We start from the raw sequence: 21,171 nt of genomic DNA, 5'->3' as shown, positions 1-21,171 counted from the left end.
AACGCGGGCGACCCGCCGTGGTTCTTCCGGCAGGGGCAACCGCAACGCGGAGGCCCCTGCCTACAACTACTTAGCGCTTCTTGCGGTTGGCGATGTGGATCGCACCGCCGTTCACTGCCAGGGCTGCTTCATGCAGAGCCTCGGACAGGGTCGGGTGCGAGAAGACCATCATGCCCAGGTCTTCGGCGCTGGTGCCGAATTCCATGCCGATCGCGCCCTGCTGTACCAGCTCGGCGGCGCTTGGGCCGATCACGTGTACGCCCAGTACGCGGTCAGTCTTGGCATCGGCGATGACCTTGACCAGGCCGCCGGTGTCGTTGGCCGCCATGGCGCGACCGCTGGCAGCGAACGGGAAGGTACCGACGTTGACAGCAACGCCTTCGGTCTTCAGTTGCTGCTCGGTCTTGCCGACCCATGCGATTTCCGGGTGGGTGTAGATGACCGACGGGATCAGGTCGTAGTTCATCTGGGCCTTGTGACCGGCGATGCGCTCGGCAACCATCACGCCCTCTTCCGAGGCCTTGTGGGCCAGCATGGCGCCACGGACCACGTCACCGATGGCGTAGACGCCCGGAACGCTGGTCTTGCACTGGTCGTCGACGAAGATGAAACCGCGCTCGTCCAGGGTCACGCCGCTGTCGGTCGCCAGCAGGTCGGTGGTCACCGGACGACGGCCAACGGCCACGATCAGCTTGTCGAAAACGATCTTCTGCTCGCCTTCGGCATCGGTGTAGTTGACGGTGACCTGCTTCTTCTTGACTTCGGAACCGGTCACGCGAGCGCCCAGCTTGATCTGTAGCCCCTGCTTGGTCAGGGTCTTCAGCGCTTCCTTGGCGATCTGCTCGTCGGCAGCCGGCAGGAACTTGTCCAGGGCTTCCAGGACGGTGACTTCAGCACCCAGGCGAGCCCAGACCGAGCCCAGCTCGAGGCCGATGACGCCAGCGCCGATCACGCCCAGCTTCTTCGGTACGCTCTGGAATTCCAGGGCGCCGGTGGAGTCGACGATCACGTCCTGGTCGACCGGAGCCGGCGGGATGTCGATCGGACGGGAGCCGGAAGCCAGGATCACGTTCTCGGCTTCGACGATCTGCGTCTTGCCATCGGTGCCAGTCACTTCGACCTGCTTGTTGGCCAGCAGCTTGCCGTGGCCTTCCAGCAGGGTCACGCCGTTGGCCTTGAACAGGGTGGCGACGCCGCCAGTCAGGTTCTTAACGATGTTCGCCTTGCGGCCGATCATCGCCGGAACGTCGATGGTCACGCCTTTGGCTTCGATACCGTGGATGGCGAAACCATCCTTGGCTTCATGGTACTTCCAGGAGCTGTCCAGCAGCGCCTTGGACGGAATGCACCCGACGTTGAGGCAAGTACCACCCAGGGCGACCTTGCCGTCCTTGTCCTGGTACTTCTCGATGCAGGCAGTCTTCAAACCAAGCTGCGCGGCCTTGATAGCGGCAACATAACCGCCAGGACCGGCACCGATGACTACCACGTCGAATTTCTGAGTCATAACTGATTCCTTCTCGAAAAAACCGGGCGGTCTCATGCCGAGACCGCCTTGGGAAAGACTGGCTTAGATTTCCAGCAGCAGACGAGCCGGGTCTTCCAGCAGGTTCTTGATGGTCACCAGGAAGCTTACGGCTTCCTTGCCATCGATCAGGCGGTGGTCGTAGGACAGCGCCAGGTACATCATCGGGCGGATAACGACCTGGCCGTTGATGGCCATCGGGCGCTGAACGATGTTGTGCATACCCAGGATCGCCGCCTGCGGCGGGTTGACGATCGGGGTCGACATCATCGAACCGAAGGTACCACCATTGGTGATGGTGAAGGTGCCGCCGGTCATTTCCTCGATCGACAGTTTGCCGTCTTTGGCTTTCTTGCCGAAGGTGGCGATGCCGCTTTCGATTTCGGCCAGGCTCATCAGTTCAGCATTACGCAGAACCGGAACCACCAGACCGCGGTCGCTGGACACTGCAACACCGATGTCGGAGTAGCCGTGGTACACGATGTCGTTGCCGTCGATCGACGCGTTGACAGCCGGGAAACGCTTCAGCGCCTCGGTGGCCGCCTTGACGAAGAAGGACATGAAGCCCAGGCGCACGCCGTTGTGGGACTTCTCGAACAGGTCCTTGTACTTCGAACGCAGGGCCATGACTTCGGTCATGTCGACTTCGTTGAAGGTGGTCAGCATCGCCATGGTGGACTGGGCTTCGACCAGACGCTCGGCGATCTTGGCGCGCAGACGGGTCATCGGCACGCGCTTCTCGGTGCGGTCGCCAGCGGCGAAGACCGGAGCGGCTGCAGCCGGAGCAGCAGCGGCCTTGGCAGCCGGAGCAGCCGGGGCGTTCTTCTTGGCTTCGACGGCAGAGACGACGTCTTCCTTGGTCACGCGACCGCCCTTGCCGGTGCCGGCAATGCTGTTCGGGTCGATGCCGTTTTCTTCAGCCAGCTTGCGCGCAGCCGGCGACAGCAGGGCTTCGTCGCCACCAGCAGCCGGGGCAGCAGCAGGTGCAGCGGCGGCCGGAGCAGCAGCGGCAGCAGCCGGCGCAGGCGCAGCAGCACCGCCCTCGCCCAGGGTGCCCAGCAGTTCGTTGCTCAGAACGGTGTCGCCTTCGTTCTTGATGATCTGAGCGAGGACGCCGTCGGCCTCGGCCAGTACTTCGATCACTACCTTGTCGGTTTCGATGTCGACGATCAGCTCATCACGCTTGACCGCATCGCCCGGCTTCTTGTGCCAGGTGGCCACGGTGCCGTCGGCAACCGATTCCGGGAAAGTAGGGGCTTTGATCTCGATAGCCATTGTGTCGGGTTCCTTAAAATTCGGTTTCTTCTAGGAGGCGGCCTCAAGCGGCCGCCCCTTGCGCGAAGGCGTTAAACAGTAAAGGCGTCTTGCAGCAGTTTTTCCTGCTGTTCGGCGTGCATCGATGCATAACCGCAAGCGGGAGCAGCAGAGGCATCGCGGCCGGCGTACTCGAGGAACAGGGTCTTCTTGTGCGCAGTGATGACGCGACGCATGTGATGCTGGCTGCAATACCAGGCACCTTGGTTCATCGGCTCTTCCTGACACCAGACGACGTGCTTGAGGTTCTTGTACGGGGCCAGCGCTTCTGCCAGATCGTCCTCGGGGAACGGGTACAGCTGCTCGATACGCACGATGGCGATATCTTCGCGGCCTTCGGCACGACGCTTCTCCAGCAGGTCGTAGTAGACCTTGCCGCTGCACAGCACCAGACGCTCCACCTTCTTCGGATCGATCGCGTCGATCTCGGGGATGACGGTCTGGAACGAACCTTCGGCCAGATCTTCCAGGGTCGAGATGGCCAATTTGTGGCGCAGCAGCGACTTCGGCGTCAATACGACCAACGGCTTGCGCAGCGGGCGAATGACCTGGCGACGCAGCAGGTGGTAGATCTGGGCCGGCGTGGTCGGCACCGCCACTTGCATGTTGTGCTCGGCGCACAGCTGCAGGTAACGCTCCAGACGCGCCGAGCTGTGCTCAGGCCCCTGCCCTTCGTAACCGTGCGGCAGCAGCATGGTCAGACCGCACAGGCGGCCCCACTTGTGCTCGCCACTGGAGATGAACTGGTCGAACACCACCTGGGCACCGTTGGCGAAGTCGCCGAACTGGGCTTCCCAGATCACCAGCGCGTTCGGCGTGGTGGTGGCATAACCGTATTCGAAGGCCAGCACGGCTTCTTCCGACAGGAAGGAGTCGTACAGTTCGAACTTCGGCTGACCGTCGTACAGGTTCTTCAGCGGAACGTAGGTCGCGGCGTCCTTCTGGTTGTGCAGCACCGCGTGACGGTGCGAGAAGGTGCCACGGCCGATGTCCTGACCGGTCATGCGGATCGGATGGCCTTCGACCAGCAGGGTTGCGTACGCCATGGTTTCGGCATAACCCCAGTTGATCGGCAAGCCGCCGGCGCCCATCTTCTGACGGTCTTCGAGGATCTTCGAGACCTGACGCTGAACCACGAAGCCTTCCGGGATTTCCAGCAGTTTGCTGGACAGGTCCTGCAGGGTCTTCAGGTCGAAGCGGGTGTCGTGACGCGCGGTCCAGGTGTGGCCCAGGTACGGACGCCAGTCGACGAACAGTTCTTTGTTCGGCTCCTTGACCAGGCTCTTGACCACGTGCTGACCGTTGTCCAGCGCGGTGCGGTACTCGTCGATCTTGGTCTGCACGTCGTCGGTGCTCTGACGCGCGGAACCGGTCAGCGCATCCGCGTACAGCTCGCGGGTGGTGCGCTGCTTGGTGATCTGCTGGTACATCAGCGGCTGGGTACCGTTCGGCTCGTCGGCCTCGTTGTGGCCGCGGCGGCGGTAGCAGACCAGGTCGATGACCACGTCACGCTTGTACTGCATGCGGTAATCGACAGCCAGTTGGGTCACGAACAGCACCGCTTCCGGGTCATCACCGTTCACGTGCAGGATCGGCGCCTGGATCATCTTGGCGACGTCGGTGGCGTACTCGGTGGAACGGGCATCCAGCGGGTTGCTGATGGTGAAACCGACCTGGTTATTGATCACGATGTGGATGGTGCCGCCCGTCTTGAAGCCACGGGTCTGCGACATCTGGAAGGTTTCCATGACCACGCCCTGACCGGCGAACGCAGCGTCACCGTGCAGGGAAACAGGCAGGACCTTGTCGCCGGACACATCGCCACGACGGTCCTGACGGGCACGGACGGAACCCTCGACCACCGGGGAAACGATTTCCAGGTGAGACGGGTTGAACGCCATGGCCAGGTGCACTTCGCCGCCCGGGGTCATCACGTTGGACGAGAAGCCCTGGTGGTATTTCACGTCACCGGACGACAGGCCTTCGGTCTTCTTGCCTTCGAACTCGTCGAACAGGTCGCGCGGGTTCTTGCCGAAGGTGTTGACCAGCACGTTCAGACGGCCACGGTGGGCCATGCCGATGACGACTTCCTTGGTGCCGTAGCCGCCGGAGCGCTGGATGACTTCGTCAAGCAGCGGGATCAGGCTTTCGCCGCCTTCCAGACCGAAACGCTTGGTGCCCGGGTACTTGGTGCCCAGGTATTTTTCCAGGCCTTCGGCAGCGGTCAGGCGCTCGAGCAGGTGGCTCTGCACCTCGGCGGAGAATTCCGGACGACCACGCACGCTTTCGAGGCGCTGACTGAACCAGTTGCGCTGCTCGGAATCGACGATGTGGGTGAACTCGGCGCCAATGGTGCGGCAATATGTCTGATACAAAGCGTCGCGGATTTCCCGCAAAGTAGCTTCTTCTTTGCCAATGTACAGGCCACCGGTGCGGAAGGTGGTGTCCAGATCGGCGTCGGTCAGACCATAGTGGTTGATCGACAGATCAGCAGGCACAGGACGCTGCCACAGGCCAAGCGGATCGAGCTGGGCCGCCTGATGGCCACGCATGCGATAAGCCTGAATCAGACGCAGAACCTCGACCTGCTTCTTCTCGTGCTCACTGCTCACACTGCCGGCGGACACCGGTTGGGCGCGACGCTGGTTTTTGGCGAGGAGAACGAAATGATCGCGAATCGTCGAATGCGATACGTCAGTGGCGGCACTACCGGCCGGCAACTTCTGGAAGTAAGTGCGCCACTCTTCTGGCACAGCGTTGGGATCGTGCAGGTAGAGCTCATAGAGCTCTTCCACATAGGCAGCGTTACCACCAGATAGGTGGGCACTGTCCCACATGCGCTGCATCACGCTTTCTTGCATGCTTGGTCACCCTCGGTAAGGGGACACCACCGGCGTAGAAACCGCGCAAGCTTCCGAAGTCTTCAAGCAGCGACTTCGGTCAAGCCACCACGGATCCCGCAGATAGTCCGGGTACCAGCCCGGATGCCCCTGCTGGTCGTCATATTTTTCGAATAAGAACCACGGCTTTGTGGGCTGCGGTCCTGGCTTTTTAACTACGGTACCGGAGTTGAAGCCGGTACCGCAGGTGTTACAGGTCTAGCAACAAACGCGGATCAGGTACCGCTCTGCAACAACATGTTACGTACATGGCCGATTGCCTTGGTCGGATTGAGACCTTTCGGGCAAACGTTCACGCAGTTCATGATGCCGCGGCAGCGGAACACACTGAACGGATCATCCAGCGAAGCCAGACGCTCGGCGGTCTTGGTGTCACGGCTGTCAGCCAGGAAACGGTAGGCTTGCAGCAGTGCAGCAGGACCGAGGAACTTGTCGGGATTCCACCAGAAAGACGGGCAGCTGGTCGAGCAGCAGGCACACAGGATGCACTCGTACAGGCCATCCAGCTTCTCGCGCTCTTCCGGCGACTGCAGACGCTCGATCGCCGGCGACGGCGTGTCGTTCTGCAGGAACGGCTGCACCTTCTCGTATTGCTTGTAGAAGATGCTCATGTCGACGACCAGGTCACGAATGACCGGCAGGCCTGGCAGCGGGCGAATCACCAGCGTATTGCCTTTGACCACGGTGGAGATCGGCGTGATGCAGGCCAGGCCGTTCTTGCCGCTGATGTTCATGCCGTCGGAACCGCAGACGCCTTCACGGCAGGAGCGACGGTAGGAGAAACCTTCGTCCTGTTCCTTGATCAGGGCCAGTACGTCGAGCACCATCAGGTCCTTGCCATCGATCTGGATGTCGAAGTCCTGCATGAAGGGCGCTTTGTCCACTTCAGGGTTGTAGCGATAAACGCTGACTTTCAAGCTTTTACCGAGAGACATGGTAGCCACCCTTAATAAGTACGAACTTTGGGTTCAAACGCCGGAACCGTCTTCGGCGAGAAGTTGACGTCGCGCTTGGCAACGCGCTTCTCACCCGGGAAGTACAGGCTGTGGCACAACCAGTTGGTGTCGTCACGGTCTTCGAAGTCTTCACGGGCATGGGCGCCGCGGGACTCGGTACGGGTATCGGCGGCAATGGCAGTGGCTTCGGCGACTTCCAGCAGGTTCTGCAACTCCAGCGCTTCGATACGCGCGGTGTTGAAGGCCTGGCTCTTGTCGGCGATCTTGACGTTGGCGATGCGCTCACGCAGATCGGACAGCTGGCTGATGCCTTTCTTCATGTATTCGCCGGTACGGAATACACCGAAGTAGTTCTGCATGCACTGCTGCAGCTCTTTACGCAGCGGTGCGACGTCTTCGCCAGTGCTGCGCTCGTTGACGCCGGACAGACGCTTGAGCGACTGCTCGATGTCGGTCTCGCTGGCACCGCGGACTTCCACGCCTTCTTTCAGCGCTTTTTCCAGGTGCAGACCAGCGGCACGGCCGAACACGACCAGGTCGAGCAGCGAGTTGCCGCCCAGACGGTTGGCACCGTGTACCGATACGCACGCCACTTCACCGACAGCGAACAGACCTTCGATGATCTTGTCGTTGCCATTGGCGTCCTGGGTGATGGCCTGGCCATGAATGTTGGTGGCAACGCCGCCCATCATGTAGTGGCAGGTCGGGATGACCGGAACGGGCGCGACGACCGGGTCGACGTGAGCGAAGGTCTTGGACAGCTCGCAGATACCTGGCAGGCGGCTGTGCAGCACTTCCTCGCCCAGGTGGTCCAGCTTCAGCAGTACGTGGTCCTTGTCAGGGCCGCAACCGTTACCGGCCAGCACTTCCTTGACCATGGAACGGGCAACCACGTCACGACCGGCGAGGTCCTTGGCATTGGGCGCATAACGCTCCATGAAGCGCTCGCCGTGGGCGTTGATCAGGTAACCACCCTCACCGCGGCAGCCTTCGGTAACCAGTACACCGGCACCGGCGATACCGGTCGGGTGGAACTGCCACATTTCGATGTCCTGGACCGGCACGCCAGCACGCAGGGCCATGCCCACGCCGTCGCCGGTATTGATCAGGGCGTTGGTGGTGGAGGCGTAGATGCGGCCCGCACCGCCAGTGGCCAGAACCACGGCCTTGGAACGGATGTAGACGGTTTCGCCGGTTTCGATGCAGATCGCGATGATACCGACGATGGCGCCGTCCTGGTTCTTCACCAGGTCAACGGCGTACCACTCGTTGAGGAACGAGGTGCCAGCCTTCAGGTTGGCCTGGTACAGGGTGTGCAGCAGTGCATGACCGGTACGGTCGGCAGCGGCGCAGGTACGAGCGGCCTGAGTCGGGTTATCCGGACCTTTGGACTGGCCACCGAACGGACGCTGGTAGATGCGGCCCTGCTCGGTACGGGAGAACGGCAGGCCCATGTGCTCGAGTTCGAATACCGCCTCGGGACCTACCGAACACATGTATTCGATCGCGTCCTGGTCACCGATGTAGTCCGACCCCTTGACGGTGTCGTACATGTGCCAGCGCCAATCGTCGTTCGGGTCGGCCGACGCGATGGCGCAGGTGATGCCACCCTGGGCGGATACGGTGTGCGAACGGGTCGGGAAGACCTTGGTGACCACAGCGGTCTTGTGACCACCCTGGGCCAGTTGCAGCGCGGCACGCATGCCGGCGCCACCGCCACCTACGATGATGGCGTCATAGGAAAGAGTACGGATGCTAGCCATGAATCAGAAACCCCACAGAATCTGCACGCCCCAGACGAACATCGCGAACATGGCGATGCCGCACACGGCCTGGAACAGGAAACGCACACCAGTCGCCCACTTGCCCAGCGCCATCGGCGTCAGGTAGTCGGTGGAAATGGTCCACATGCCAACCCAGGCGTGCACGCTCAGTGCAACCAGGGCCAACAGGCTGAAAATGCGCATTGCGGTATGCGAGAACAGGCCGTGCCATTCGGCGTAGCCCATGCCCGGATTGCAGATCACATAGCCCAGCAGGAACAGCGTGTAAGCCGCGAGAACGACCGCAGAAACGCGTTGAGCCATCCAGTCATACAGGCCCGAACGCGAGAAATTCGTGACATTAGTTACCATACCCACACCCCCAGCAGCACGATCACGATCGCCGACACGACGATTACGATTTTCGAGCCCAGCTTGCCGCCTTCCAGCGTCTCACCGATGCCCATGTCCATGATCAAGTGGCGTACACCGGCCACCAGGTGGTACAGCAGAGCGGACAACAATCCCCAAATCACGAACTTGGCCAGCGGACTGGTCAGGCATTCCTTCACCTGGGCAAAGCCCTCTTCGGAGGTCAGCGACTTGTCGAGGCCGAACAGCAGCACGGCGATACCGACGAAGAGGATGACACCGGAAATACGGTGAAGAATGGACGTGTAAGCGGTGACTGGGAGTTTGATCGTCCTAAGGTCTAGGTTTACAGGTCGTTGGCTATTCACGGCTTTTTTATCACACTGAGAGCCCCTAACTATCAGGGCAAAGTTGTCGGGAAGTGCACTGGTCAGGTACCCATCACCCAAGAAGTGACAACCACCAGAAGACAGGCTAAGACCCGTGGTGGTCGGGCGCAGAGTATAGACAGTTAGGTTACTAATGACAACGCAAAGCCCCCTACCTAAATGCGGATTGCACGCCGCCTATAAATGACGTAAATAGCGCACCTTTTTGACGAAAAACCGCCCTGAAACCCTTCTGCCGCCTGGGTTTTCGCAAATTGACTTTCGGATTTATCTCACTATAGTGGTGCGGGCCCTGCGTGGGGGGCTGACTGATGATTTCAAGCATAACTAGGAGGCCACACATGGCTGACAAAAAAGCGCAGTTGATCATCGAGGGCGCAGCCCCCGTCGAGCTGCCCGTTTTATCCGGCACCGTTGGTCCCGATGTAATCGACGTACGGGGCCTCACCGCCACGGGCCGTTTCACCTTTGATCCTGGCTTTATGTCCACGGCGTCGTGCGAATCGCAAATCACCTATATCGACGGCGACAAGGGCATCCTTCTGCACCGCGGCTACCCCATCGAGCAGCTGGCAGAAAAATCCGATTACCTGGAAACCTGCTACCTGCTGCTGAACGGCGAACTGCCGAATGCCGAGCAGAAAGCCAAGTTCGTCAGCACCATCAAGAACCACACCATGGTTCATGAACAGCTGAAGACCTTCTTCAACGGTTTCCGCCGTGACGCGCACCCGATGGCCGTCATGTGTGGCGTGGTCGGCGCCCTCTCCGCCTTCTACCACGACTCCCTGGACATCAAGAACCCGCAGCACCGCGACATTTCCGCGATGCGCCTGGTCGCCAAGATGCCGACCATCGCTGCCATGGTGTACAAGTACTCCAAGGGCGAGCCCATGATGTACCCGCGTAACGACCTGACCTACGCGGAAAACTTCCTGCACATGATGTTCAACACCCCGTGCGAGATCAAACCGATCAGCCCGGTGCTGGCCAAGGCCATGGACAAGATCTTCATCCTCCATGCCGACCACGAGCAGAACGCATCGACCTCCACCGTCCGCCTGGCCGGTTCGTCCGGTGCCAATCCGTTTGCCTGTATCGCAGCCGGTATCGCCGCGCTGTGGGGCCCGGCGCACGGCGGTGCCAACGAAGCCGTGCTGAGCATGCTGGACGAGATCGGTGACGTGTCGAACATCGACAAGTTCATCGCCAAGGCCAAGGACAAGGACGACCCGTTCAAGCTGATGGGCTTCGGTCACCGCGTGTACAAGAACCGCGACCCGCGCGCCACCGTGATGAAGCAGACCTGCGACGAAGTGTTGAAGGAACTGGGCATCACCAACGACCCGCAGCTGGAACTGGCCATGCGCCTGGAAGAAATCGCCCTGACCGATCCGTACTTCAAGGAACGCAACCTGTACCCGAACGTCGACTTCTACTCGGGCATCATCCTGAAGGCGATCGGCATTCCGACCAGCATGTTCACCGTGATCTTCGCCCTGGCACGTACCGTCGGCTGGATCTCGCACTGGAAAGAAATGCTCTCCAGCCCGTACAAGATCGGCCGTCCGCGCCAGCTGTACACCGGCGAACCGCAACGCGACCTGCCGAACAAGTAATTCGGTACTCGCGATGTGAAAAAAGGCTGCCTCTGGCAGCCTTTTTTATTGGATCAGGGTTTCTCGACACGCTTGCGCAGCGCGTCCAGCGTATTGAACGGCGCATCGACCACGAAGTTGTTGGCCAACCAGGACGGCACGCTGCCACCCGGCTCGGTGTGCACCTCGTAGACCACCTCGACCTCTCCGCCCGCCTTGGGGGTCATGGTCCAGTGCCCTTCGACCTTGCTCACCCGCACGTAGCCCTTCTCTTCCGGCACATAGTCGGCCACCCCATGCAGCACCCGCTTGACGCTGCCATCAGCACCACGCTCGGTGGTCACTTGCAGCACGGAATCACGCGGCGTTACCGGCCACGGCGTGTTGAAACGGCTGTAGGTCCAGCTCGTGTCACCCTCGCGCTTGAGCAGCTTCTGCTCCTTGCATTCGTGGATCCAGGCACAGGAGCCGCTGACGTCTTCCTGCTGGGCCAGCAGGCTGGCCATGTCGGCCTTTATCAGGGCGACACCGCGATAGGCCTGGTATTTCGAACCTTCCACCTCACTGAGGTAGACCTTGATCCCCGCCTCGTCCTTGACCAAGCGCCACTCCGCAGCCTGCGCCGAACTCAATGCCAACCAGGCACAGCAACCCGCCAACAGGGAGACTTTCAATCCACTCATCGCGCTTTCCTTCACTGTCGAGCACAGACATTCAGATAGCGTGAGCGGTCGTTTGTTCCAGCCAGTCGATCATGCGAATCGCCTGCTCGCGGCTGTCGCCGCACAACTCGGGGTCCGCCGAGAACGCCGAGCACACCGCCGGGCGCTCCGGCAGCCCGAACAGGCCGCACAGATTGGCGAGGGAAAGATGGATGCAGCGCACCCCCGCCGGCTTGCCGTCCGGCATGCCTGGAATGGGTGAACTGATGGATGGGGCAACACAACAGGCGCCGCAACCTGCGCGACATTCCATGGAGAACCAGCCTCGAGAACGAAAATCGCGCGATTTTACGCCGCTTGCAGCGGTTTGGCAGCTAGTCGCCGATGGCCAGTTGCAGGCGAAAACGCGTGCCCTGCCCCGGCGCGCTGATCACCTGCAGATCGGCGCCGAGCACTTCCACCGCCAACTGGTGGGTGATGTGCAACCCCAGCCCCGTGCCGCCGCGTCCGCGCTTGGTGGTGAAGAATGGATCGAATATGCGCGCCAGCACCTCTTCGCTCATGCCGCTGCCGTTGTCCGCCACCTCGATCAGGCAACTGTGTCGTGCCTGGTCCCGCTCGATCGTCACCGTCACCACACCGTGAAAACCGGGCTCGAAGGCGTGGATCAGGGCGTTGTCGATCAGGTTCTGCAGAATCTGTCCCAGCGGGCCCGGGTAGCTGTCGAGTATCAGCGTGTCGGGGATCACCAGGTCCACCTGGTGGGGCGTCTGCTTCAACTTGGGCGTGAACACCAGCAAGACTTCGCGCACCAGCTCGATCAGGTCGAAGGTGCGCCGCTCGGTGCTGGCACGGTCACTGGCCAACTGCTTGAAGGCGCGGGTCAACTGCGCCATGCGGGTCAGGTTGCCGATGATGATCGCCAGGCCTTCCTCGTTGCGCTGCAGAAAGCGCTCCAGCATCGAGCGCTGCAGGCCCTCGCGAAAGCCCTGCTGGAGCTCCTGATTGCCCCGGTCGAGCGTCGAGGCCGCCACGCTCGCCGCACCGATTGGCGTGTTCAGCTCATGGGCGACCCCGGCCACCAGGGTGCCCAGGGACGACAGTTTCTCGGCCTGCAGCAAGGCGCCGCGGGTGCGTTGCAGTTGGTCGACGGTCACCTGCAGGTCGGCGTTGCTGCGCTGCAGCTCCGCGCCGCTCGATTCCAGCTGGCGCTGCACCTGGTCCCGTGCCTGCTCGGCCAGGGCCAGTCGCAGCACCACCACCAGCCCCAGGGTCAGCATCACACAGACGAACAGCAACACCTGCCAGATCACCTCGAACCGCAGTCCCTGGACCTGCTCATAGGACAGATGCGCCACCAGCAGCCAGCGCCCGTCCACCTCGCCGCTTTCACCGTTGCGTTCGAGAGGGTCGAAGTGGATGAACGACCAGTAACCTGTGTGATCGTCGAATACCCCACCGCTCTGCGCCACCATCCGCTTCCACCCCTCCGGGTAGCGGCTGGCCAGCGTGGCATCGGGCCTGTTCAGCATGAAGCCCCAGGCATCGTCCGGGCGCTCACCGAGCAGCCAGTAGCCCTCGTGGTCCACCAGCGCCAGGTTGCCGCCATAGGCCTGCGAGACCTGGCGCAGTCGATTCAACAGGGCGCTGCCCAGGTAATTGAGCAGCACGATGCCACGGCGCGTACCCGCTTCGTCGAACACGGGTGTCGCCCCACGCAGGGTCGGTTTGTAGGGTTCCTCGATCGCCCCGTAGTCCAGGCTCAGGTCGAACCGAGACAGGTAGTAGTCGCCAGCCGAGAGATTCATGGTCTCGACGAAGAAATAGCGCTCGGCCTTGTTCTGCAATTGCGCCCGGTCGCGAATCCAGGCGCGCCCGTCATGCCAATCGACGCGCACCTGCTCGTTGCCGTGCTCATCCAGCCAGCGGATGCGGTCATAGGTGTCGGTGCTGTCGGAAAACTCCTGGAACAGCAGCGCCAGGGCCTGGATATTCTCCTCCGAGGGATTTTCCAGCGCCCGGGCCAGCAGCGGCTGGTTGGCCAGGAACTTCACGTGGCCACGCAATGCCGCCAGGTGCCGGTTGAGCACGCCCACCCCTTCATTGATGCTGTTCTGCTGATCACGCAGCAGCGGCTCCAGCCGGGCATCGAGCAGGCGTTCGTACAGCAGCACCATCAGCAGCAGGATCAGTGCTGCCCAGGGCACGAACAGCATCAGCAGGTTACGCCGCACCGCTCTCGCTGCCAGCAACGATCGCCATTGCACCGCCATGGCTCAGCGCGCCCCGGGCCAGCTCTCGAGCCAACCCAACAGTTCCTTGAGCGGCATGGGCTTGGCGAACAGATAGCCCTGGGCGTCAAAACAGCCATGCTGCAGCACCCAGGCGGCCTGCTGCTGGGTTTCCACCCCCTCGGCAATCACCTGCATGCCAACCCGCGCGGCAATCTGGATCACCGCATCGGCGATCATCTGCTGGTCACCCAGCTCACCGATTTCCACCACGAAGCTGCGGTCGATCTTCAGCCGATCCGCCGGCAGCTGGCGTAAATAGCTCAGCGACGAAAAACCGGTGCCGAAATCGTCGATGGCCACGGTCACGCCCATCTCGCGCAAGGCATTGAGTTTTTCGCAGACCGTGTCGAAGGTGCGCATGGCCACCGACTCGGTGATTTCCACCTCGACCTGCCTGGCGCTGACGCCGGCCGCCTCCAGGTGTCCGGTGAACCGCTCGATGAAATCATGCTGCAGCAATTGCGGCGCCGATACGTTGACCGCCATGCGGATATGCGCGAACCCGGCGTCTGCCAGTTTTTTCGCCGCCTGCAACGCCAGGCGCATGAGCAGATCGCCCAGCGGGAGGATGTAGCCCGTGGCTTCTGCCAGGGGGATGAACTTCAACGGCGGCACCCAGCGCCCATCGGCCTGCTGCCAGCGAGCCAACGCCTCGACACCGGTCACCTTGCGCGAACGCAGGTCGATCTGCGGCTGCAGCTCAATGGAAATCCGCCCGGCTTCCACGGCATCACGCAGTGCCAGCAGCATGCGGAAGGACTCGGCATGCTCGCCCAGCAACTGCGGGTCATAGAAGGTGTGCTGGTCATGCCCCTGGAGCTTGGCTTGCTTCAGCGCCAGGCGGGCGTCCTGCAACGCGACCCCAGCGCTGCCATGGAAGTCCGCCAGGCGCATCGTGGTGCTGCTGAAACTGTGCACCTGGCCTAATTCATAAGGCCGGTTGTTGCTGCGAAACAGCGCCACGATGTCCGGCGCCCGTACCTGGGATTCCGGGCCCAGGATGGCGAACAGGTCATCGCGCACCCGGGCGATCAGCACATTGCTGTCGAACGCCTCGCGCAGCTTCTTGGCCACCAGACCAAGAATGAAGTCGCCGTAGCCGGTGCCGAAGGCCATGTTGGCGCCGGAAAAGTTGTCGATGTCGATCAGCACCAGCACCCGGTCATCCTTGGAGCTGTCGCGCAGCGTCATCTCGAGCATGCGGATCAGGGCGTTGCGGTTGGGAATCTTCAGCAGGTCGTCCTGGTAGGCCATCTCTTCCAGACGACTGAACAACGAGACGTTGTACAGGCCCCGGCTGATACTGGCGCTGAACACCTTGAGCAGTTCCAGCTCGGTGTCATCCAGCGGCCGCTCGGTGGCGACGTAGCAGGCGTAATCGGCGCCGGCCTGGAAACGCGGGAAAAACAGCACCGTGCAATTGCTCAGGCGCAGCGTCTGCTGTTCGCGCAAGCAGCGCCGCAACGCGTCGGCCACGTCATGGTTGTCCAGTTGGTCGAGGGTTTCGTCGATCGCCCGGTAGAACCGCCCGCTGGCGCTGACGATGCGGGCGTCCGGCTCGCCGCCGTCGGCATTGCCCTCCTCGGCCCGCACGCAGACGATGCCCTCGGCCTGGAGGTCCAGCAGCGAGGCGATCTCCGAGAGGATCTTGGCCGACAGTTCACGGGTACTGCGCGAGCAGAACAGCGCGTTGCTCGACTCGACGATCATCTGCAGGCCACGCCGGGCGCGGGCCACGGCCTTGAGTTGGGAATAGCTGCGAATCGCTGCGGTGAGCACGGTCAGCAGGCGCTCTGCCGTCAGCTCACTCTTGGTCCAGTAATCGTTGATGTCGTAGTCGCGCATGACCTCGCGCACCGGGGCCATGCCCGGTTCGCCGGTGAGCAGGACCACCCGGCTTTCGGCGTTGCCGATCACGTCCCGCAGGGCCTTGACCAGGCGCAGGCCGGCATCCTCGGTTTCCATGACCACATCGAGCAGAATCAGCGCAATATCCTGCTGCTCGGCCAGCAAGCGGGACGCTTCCCGGTAGCTGTATGCCTGCAGCAATTCGATGCGCCCGCCAAGGACCTCGAGACCGTTCAGCCCGAACGCCGTCGCGCGCTGGAAATCGGCGTCGTCATCGACCGCCAGCACCCGCCAGACGGGTTTGTCCGAAAAGGTTGTCGAATCGTCGTCGAGAAACCGTAACGTATCGTCCATGAAGGGCGCCCACCTGCCTCAATCGAAGAACAAGAAAACGGACAAACCGTCCTGAAATGCTGGCTGCAGTGCCAGTATAGACAGTGGTTCAAAGATGAATAGGGACGTCAGTGCAAATCATTAGATAGCCACCTGCCATCAGCCTTGAAGCGAGCATTGACGGGCCTTCGCCTGTTCCAGCGAGGTGTTTTCCCGCGCATTCGCCAGGGCATTCGGCCGTCCCTTTCGCGGCATCCCCCAGAAGCGCCTAACATGGGCTTTACCCAGCCTGAAAAGCCCTTGCATACTGCCGCAAGCGCAAAGGAGAGCCCATGGGACATTGGTTGGTCATCGATCTGGAAGCCACCACCGAAGAAGGTGGCTGGCCTATTGAAGAAATGGAGATCATCGAAATCGGCGCCAGCCTGGTCAGCGCCGACGGTCGTGAGGCGGATCATTTCCAGCGTTTCGTGCGCCCGCAGCGCCGCCCCTTCCTCACCAGTTTCTGCCGCGAACTCACCCACATCACCCAGGCCAACGTCGACACGGCAGCCCCCTTGGGCGAGGTCTGGCCGCAGTTCGAGCGCTGGCTGCTCAATCACCGGCCGCGCCTGGTCGGCTGGGCCAGCTGGGGGGAATACGACCGTCGCCAGTTGGAGCAGGACTGGCAGCAGCACCAGCTCAGCAGTTGCCTGAGCCAGGTGCCTCACCTCAACCTCAAGCGCCGCTTCGCCGAAGCCCGCCAGCTACCCAAGCCGGTCGGCCTGAACACCGCGCTGCAACTGGCCGGCCTGCCGTTCACCGGCCAGCAGCACCGCGCCCTGACCGACGCCCGCAACACGGCCCGCCTGCTGCCCCTGGTACTGACACCCTGAGCACACGCAAAGCAGATGACGCCCTCGGCTGGCTTGGGCATACTTGCTGCCCTTTTCAAACCCCAGTTCCGAGGAATCGCAGATGTTCAAGGTCAATGAATACTTCGACGGCACCGTGAAATCCATCGCCTTCGGCATGGCGGAAGGCCCCGCCACCATTGGCGTGATGGCGCCGGGCGAGTATGAATTCGGCACCAGCCAGCTGGAAATCATGCACGTCGTGGCCGGCGCGCTGACCGTCAAGCTGCCCGGGGGCGACAGCTGGGAAACCTTCACCGCCGGTGGCCAGTTCACCGTGCCGGCCAACAGCAAGTTCCAGTTGAAGGTCGCCGTGGAGACTGCTTACCTCTGCGAATACCGCTAAGGTCCGGCGCCTCCCGAAACCGGCCCCAGCGGCCGGTTTTTTCGTTTTACAGGTTCACCACCGAGCACCACTGCCCATGTCCCGCACCTCCCCGCTGTCCCTGATCATCCTGCCGGTTGCCCTGCTGCTGGTGGCGATGATTTCCATCCAGAGCGGCGCCTCCCTGGCCAAGGGCCTGTTCCCGCAGATCGGGGCGACCGGCACCACTGCTCTGCGCCTGGGGCTGGCGGCCATCGTGCTGTGCCTGGTGATGCGCCCATGGCGCGCCCGCCTGACCCTGGCCTCCTGCCGCTCGCTGCTGGGCTACGGCCTGTCGCTGGGTGCGATGAACCTGCTGTTCTACCTGTCGTTGAAGACCATTCCCCTGGGCGTTGCGGTCGCCCTGGAATTCACCGGCCCGCTGGCCCTGGCGCTGCTGTCGTCGCGGCGCCTGCTGGACTTCGTCTGGATCGCCCTGGCGATCTTCGGCCTGTGGCTGCTGCTGCCAACCGGCCAGACCGAAACCGCCCTCGACCCCGTGGGCATGGCCCTGGCCCTGGGCGCCGGCCTGTGCTGGGCGCTGTACATCGTATTCGGGCAGAAGGCCGGCGCCGAGCACGGTTCGCACACGGTGGCACTGGGCTCCGTGGTGGCGGCCTTGCTGGTATTCCCGATCGGCCTCTGGCAGGCGGGTAGCGGACTGTTTTCCGTCGACCTGTTGCCCATTGCCCTGGCCGTGGCACTGATGTCGTCGGCCCTGCCCTACAGCCTGGAGATGATCGCCCTGACCCGCCTGCCGGCGCGGACCTTCAGCGTGCTGATGAGCATGGAGCCGGCGATTGCCGCCCTGTCCGGCCTGCTGTTCCTCAGCGAGCGCCTCAGCGGCCACCAGTGGGTGGCCATCGCCGCAATCATCCTGGCATCGGCCGGGGCAGCGGCCACCATCCGCCCCCAGCCCAAAACGACCTGATCAGGCCGTCGCGTCGGCGTTGAACTGCAACGCCGCCAGGCGCGCATACAGCGGATTGCCGGCCACCAGTTCGGCATGCCGCCCAACCGCCGCCAGGCGCCCCTGTTCGATCACGGCAATGCGGTCGGCGCTCTTCACCGTGGCCAGGCGATGGGCGATCACCAGGGTGGTGCGGCCGCGCATCAACGCCGGCAGTGCCTGCTGGATCAGGTGCTCGCTTTCCGCATCCAGGGCGCTGGTGGCTTCGTCCAGCAACAGGATCGGCGCATCCACCAGCAAGGCCCGGGCTATCGCCAGGCGCTGCCGCTGACCACCCGACAAACCCAGGCCGGCATCGCCCAGATGGGTCTGGTAGCCATTGGGCAGGCGCTGGATGAATTCGTGGGCATGGGCGGCGCGGGCGGCGGCCTCCACCTCGGCCTGACTGGCATCGGGGCGGCCGTAGCGAATGTTGTCTTCCACCGAGCCGAAGAACAGCGCCGGGTTCTGCGACACCAGGGCAAAACAGCGGCGCAGGTCATGGGGATCGAGCCGGTCGATCGGCACGCCGTCGACCAGGATGCGCCCCTCCTGCGGGTCGAAGAAGCGCAGCAGCAGGTCGAACAGCGTCGACTTGCCTGCCCCGGATGGCCCGACCAGGGCCAGAGTTTCGCCGGCCGCCACCTGCAGGTCGATGCCGTCCACGGCAAAATGCCCCGGCCGCGAGGGGTAGGCGAAGCGCACGCCCTGCAGCTCGATGCGCCCTTGCACCGACGCCGGCAGAGACAAGCCATCAGCCGCTGGCGGCAGGATTTCATTGCGCGCCTGCAGTAGCTCGGTAATACGCTCCGCCGCCCCGGCTGCGCGCTGCAACTCGCCGATCACCTCACTCAGGGTGCCGAACGCCGAACCGACGATCAGGCTGTAGAACACGAAGGCCGCCAGCTCGCCGCCGGAAATCCGCCCGGCGATCACGTCCATGCCGCCCACCCACAGCATCACCCCGACCGCCCCCAGCACCAGCACGATGACCACAGTGATCAGCCAGGCACGCTGGGCGATACGCTTGCGCGCGGTGTCGAACGCAGCCTCGGCGGACAGGCCAAAACGCCGCCGGTCCTCGGCCTGGTGGTTGTAGGCCTGCACGGTCTTGATCTGCCCCAGCGCCTCGCCGACGTAGCTGCCGACATCGGCCACCCGGTCCTGGCTCTGCCGCGACAGCTGGCGCACGCGGCGACCGAACAGCAGGATCGGCGCCACCACCAGGGGCAATGCCGCCAGCACGATGCCGCTGAGCTTGGGGTTGGTCACCACCAGCAGCGCGATGCCACCCACCAGCATGATCAGGTTGCGCAGCGCCATGGACAGCGACGAGCCGATCACCGATTGCAGCAAGGTGGTGTCCGCGGTCAGGCGTGACTGGATTTCCGAGCTGCGGTTGCTCTCGTAGAAGCCGGGGTGCAACTCGACCAGGTGGTTGAACACCCGCTTGCGGATGTCCGCGACGAAACGCTCGCCGATCCACGACACCAGGTAGAAGCGGGTGAAGGTGCCGATGGCCAGGGCGATCACCAGCACGAAGAACAACACGATGGACTGACGCAGCGCTTCCGGCGACTGGGTCGCCAGGCCCTGGTCGACCAGCAGCTTGATGCCCTGCCCCATCGACAGGGTGATCGCGGCGGTGAACAGCAGCGCCAGCAAGGCGCCCAGCACCCGCCCGCGGTACGGCGAAATGAAGCGCCAGGCCATACGCAGTGCCGTACGTTGGCGGGAAGACAGGATCGAAGCCATGGACGCTCGCTGCAGGCCCGCTGGCCCGCGTCAAAGGGGATGGACCTGCGTCGTCGCCAGCGCAGGCGCCGGCCCGGCAACCAGGCAGAGCGCCAGGCCCGCCGCATGAACGGACAGCAGGTCGAGCGCCTGCAGCATCAGATGGGGGCGCCAGGGCGGGACATCAAGAGCACGACAAACGGCGTACCCGCCAGGCCGCCGGATCAGTCGTGCAGGAACCGGCTCGCGTGATCGGCATTGGGCAGCAGGCACTGGTCGTAGCGACCGAACAGGCGGTAGCGGTTCAGGGCAATGCGGTCATAGCCCCAATCGCGCAATGTCCGGGGCGCCACGCGCAAAACTGACAGCAGCCGCCAGGGCCAGGACAACTGGCCGACGATGCGCAGCACCGCGTCCGAGCGCACGAACAGCCTGCCGTCTTCGATGTAGGCCATGGTGTCGAAATGCGTGGTAGGCAGGTCGAACCAGGCCAGCAGCGCCTGGCCAGGCTCGGACTGCACCGAACACAGGCGAAAGCGCCGCTCCCGGTCGTGCCGGATGAGAAACCGCGCCCAGGCGTTGCACAGTTTGCACACGCCGTCGAACAGCACCACCCGGTCACCGGGCTGGATAAAGGGAGGCTGCGCGCGATCGCTCATGTCGGACTCCTGGGGCCATGGCCTCAGTTGGCGGGAAGGCGGTAGTGTCCGGTTACCGTGTAGGCGAACAGGATGTCTTCTTCCTGGGTGCCCCGGCCGATGTTGTGCAGGATCAGCGGCGTGCCGTTGTCGGTCTTGCGGTCGCTGACGATGCCAATATGGGTCAGGCCCCGGCCCAGGTCCCAGGTGACGATGTCGCCAGCCTGGTAATCGCTGGCGTTCCGCCCCCGACTCAGTGACCAGCCCTGGCGCTTGAACCAGGTCATCAGGTTGGGCACGCGGCGGTGGTCGATGTTGGCGTCGGGGCGGCTCAGACCCCAGTGTTTCGGGTACAGGTTGAAGTGGGCGCGCATGTCCCGGTGCACCGCTTCCTGCAGGTCCAATCCTTGCTGGCGCAGGGCACGGATCACCACGTCGGTGCAGACGCCAGTGGCCAGCGGCACGTCGCCGCCGGGGTAGGCCAGGCGCCGGTAGGCAGGGTCGTAGCTGAGTGTGACACCCACCTGTTCCCGGGCCGCCACCACCAGCGCATCGCGCTGCAGGGCATGGGCCTCGGCGGCCAGCACCAGCGCCAGTAACAATCCCAGCATGATTCGCATGAAGCCTTCCCTGTTCATC

The 21,171-nt window shown here is 63.0% G+C and carries 18 protein-coding genes; 4 read left to right on the top strand and 14 right to left on the bottom strand.

Going from position 1 to position 21,171, the window contains the following annotated elements:
- Positions 1-70: 70 nt before the first annotated feature.
- The 7 genes from lpdA to sdhC form a co-directional block, all read right to left on the bottom strand.
- A complete protein-coding gene (gene lpdA / locus N5C28_RS07540; protein WP_279821371.1) occupies positions 71-1,507 on the bottom strand; it encodes a dihydrolipoyl dehydrogenase in 1,437 nt (478 codons plus the stop codon).
- 63 nt (positions 1,508-1,570) lie between these two features.
- Positions 1,571-2,800 carry a 2-oxoglutarate dehydrogenase complex dihydrolipoyllysine-residue succinyltransferase gene (gene odhB, locus N5C28_RS07535; protein ID WP_279821370.1) on the bottom strand — a complete coding sequence of 410 codons (1,230 nt, stop codon included), beginning with the start codon at positions 2,798-2,800 and terminating at the stop codon, positions 1,571-1,573.
- 71 nt (positions 2,801-2,871) lie between these two features.
- The gene (locus N5C28_RS07530; protein WP_279821369.1) at positions 2,872-5,700 is read right to left on the bottom strand and encodes a 2-oxoglutarate dehydrogenase E1 component; all 2,829 of its coding nucleotides are present in this window, start codon (positions 5,698-5,700) and stop codon (positions 2,872-2,874) included.
- Between the two features lie 254 nt (positions 5,701-5,954).
- Positions 5,955-6,674 (bottom strand): succinate dehydrogenase iron-sulfur subunit, encoded by a 720-nt coding sequence (locus tag N5C28_RS07525; RefSeq protein WP_279821368.1) that lies wholly within the window; start codon positions 6,672-6,674, stop codon positions 5,955-5,957.
- An 11-nt stretch (positions 6,675-6,685) separates the two neighbouring features.
- Positions 6,686-8,458 (bottom strand): succinate dehydrogenase flavoprotein subunit, encoded by a 1,773-nt coding sequence (gene sdhA, locus N5C28_RS07520; protein ID WP_279821367.1) that lies wholly within the window; start codon positions 8,456-8,458, stop codon positions 6,686-6,688.
- Positions 8,459-8,461: 3 nt separating this feature from the next.
- Complete coding sequence (gene sdhD, locus N5C28_RS07515; RefSeq protein WP_024308045.1) at positions 8,462-8,830, bottom strand: succinate dehydrogenase, hydrophobic membrane anchor protein; 369 nt, start codon at positions 8,828-8,830, stop codon at positions 8,462-8,464.
- The gene (sdhC, locus tag N5C28_RS07510) at positions 8,824-9,198 is read right to left on the bottom strand and encodes a succinate dehydrogenase, cytochrome b556 subunit (protein ID WP_279821366.1); all 375 of its coding nucleotides are present in this window, start codon (positions 9,196-9,198) and stop codon (positions 8,824-8,826) included. The genes sdhD and sdhC overlap by 7 nt, the downstream gene beginning before the upstream one ends.
- 362 nt (positions 9,199-9,560) lie before the next feature.
- On the opposite strand from sdhC, the gene gltA reads away from it, so the two are divergent.
- Positions 9,561-10,838, top strand: a complete 1,278-nt coding sequence (gene gltA / locus N5C28_RS07505; RefSeq protein ID WP_279821365.1) for a citrate synthase — start codon at positions 9,561-9,563, stop codon at positions 10,836-10,838.
- A 53-nt stretch (positions 10,839-10,891) separates the two neighbouring features.
- Here the strand turns inward: gltA and N5C28_RS07500 are convergent, their stop codons facing one another.
- The 4 genes from N5C28_RS07500 to N5C28_RS07485 form a co-directional block, all read right to left on the bottom strand.
- The gene (locus N5C28_RS07500) at positions 10,892-11,500 is read right to left on the bottom strand and encodes an START domain-containing protein (protein WP_279821364.1); all 609 of its coding nucleotides are present in this window, start codon (positions 11,498-11,500) and stop codon (positions 10,892-10,894) included.
- A 31-nt stretch (positions 11,501-11,531) separates the two neighbouring features.
- The gene (locus tag N5C28_RS07495) at positions 11,532-11,792 is read right to left on the bottom strand and encodes a YkgJ family cysteine cluster protein (RefSeq protein WP_279821363.1); all 261 of its coding nucleotides are present in this window, start codon (positions 11,790-11,792) and stop codon (positions 11,532-11,534) included.
- A gap of 61 nt (positions 11,793-11,853) precedes the next feature.
- A complete protein-coding gene (locus tag N5C28_RS07490; RefSeq protein WP_279821362.1) occupies positions 11,854-13,713 on the bottom strand; it encodes a sensor histidine kinase in 1,860 nt (619 codons plus the stop codon).
- Between the two features lie 42 nt (positions 13,714-13,755).
- Entirely contained in the window at positions 13,756-15,975 is a 2,220-nt protein-coding gene (locus tag N5C28_RS07485) for an EAL domain-containing protein (RefSeq protein WP_279821361.1), read from the bottom strand.
- A gap of 311 nt (positions 15,976-16,286) precedes the next feature.
- Here N5C28_RS07485 and N5C28_RS07480 point away from each other — a divergent pair, with 311 nt between their 5' ends.
- From N5C28_RS07480 to rhtA, 3 genes are all read left to right on the top strand, one after another.
- The gene (locus N5C28_RS07480; RefSeq protein WP_279821360.1) at positions 16,287-16,829 is read left to right on the top strand and encodes an exonuclease domain-containing protein; all 543 of its coding nucleotides are present in this window, start codon (positions 16,287-16,289) and stop codon (positions 16,827-16,829) included.
- Between the two features lie 82 nt (positions 16,830-16,911).
- Complete coding sequence (locus N5C28_RS07475) at positions 16,912-17,193, top strand: pyrimidine/purine nucleoside phosphorylase (RefSeq protein WP_279821359.1); 282 nt, start codon at positions 16,912-16,914, stop codon at positions 17,191-17,193.
- A gap of 76 nt (positions 17,194-17,269) precedes the next feature.
- Positions 17,270-18,142, top strand: coding sequence for a threonine/homoserine exporter RhtA (gene rhtA / locus N5C28_RS07470; RefSeq protein ID WP_279821358.1), 873 nt, complete (start codon positions 17,270-17,272; stop codon positions 18,140-18,142).
- On the opposite strand, the gene N5C28_RS07465 is transcribed toward rhtA, so the two are convergent.
- The 3 genes from N5C28_RS07465 to N5C28_RS07455 all read right to left on the bottom strand — a co-directional run bounded on the left by N5C28_RS07465 (position 18,143) and on the right by N5C28_RS07455 (position 21,170).
- Positions 18,143-19,915, bottom strand: a complete 1,773-nt coding sequence (locus N5C28_RS07465) for an ABC transporter transmembrane domain-containing protein (protein ID WP_279821357.1) — start codon at positions 19,913-19,915, stop codon at positions 18,143-18,145. It lies immediately after the preceding gene.
- Between the two features lie 203 nt (positions 19,916-20,118).
- Entirely contained in the window at positions 20,119-20,553 is a 435-nt protein-coding gene (locus tag N5C28_RS07460) for a thiol-disulfide oxidoreductase DCC family protein (protein ID WP_279821356.1), read from the bottom strand.
- 23 nt (positions 20,554-20,576) lie between these two features.
- A complete protein-coding gene (locus N5C28_RS07455; RefSeq protein WP_279821355.1) occupies positions 20,577-21,170 on the bottom strand; it encodes a DUF1287 domain-containing protein in 594 nt (197 codons plus the stop codon).
- Between the last annotated feature and the right edge of the window lies 1 nt (position 21,171).

Origin of the sequence: Pseudomonas sp. GD03944 (genome assembly GCF_029839275.1) — a bacterium.
Classification (GTDB): Bacteria; Pseudomonadota; Gammaproteobacteria; order Pseudomonadales; family Pseudomonadaceae; genus Aquipseudomonas.
Note: the sequence above shows the minus strand (reverse complement) of the source record. Positions and strands in the feature narration are given on the sequence as shown.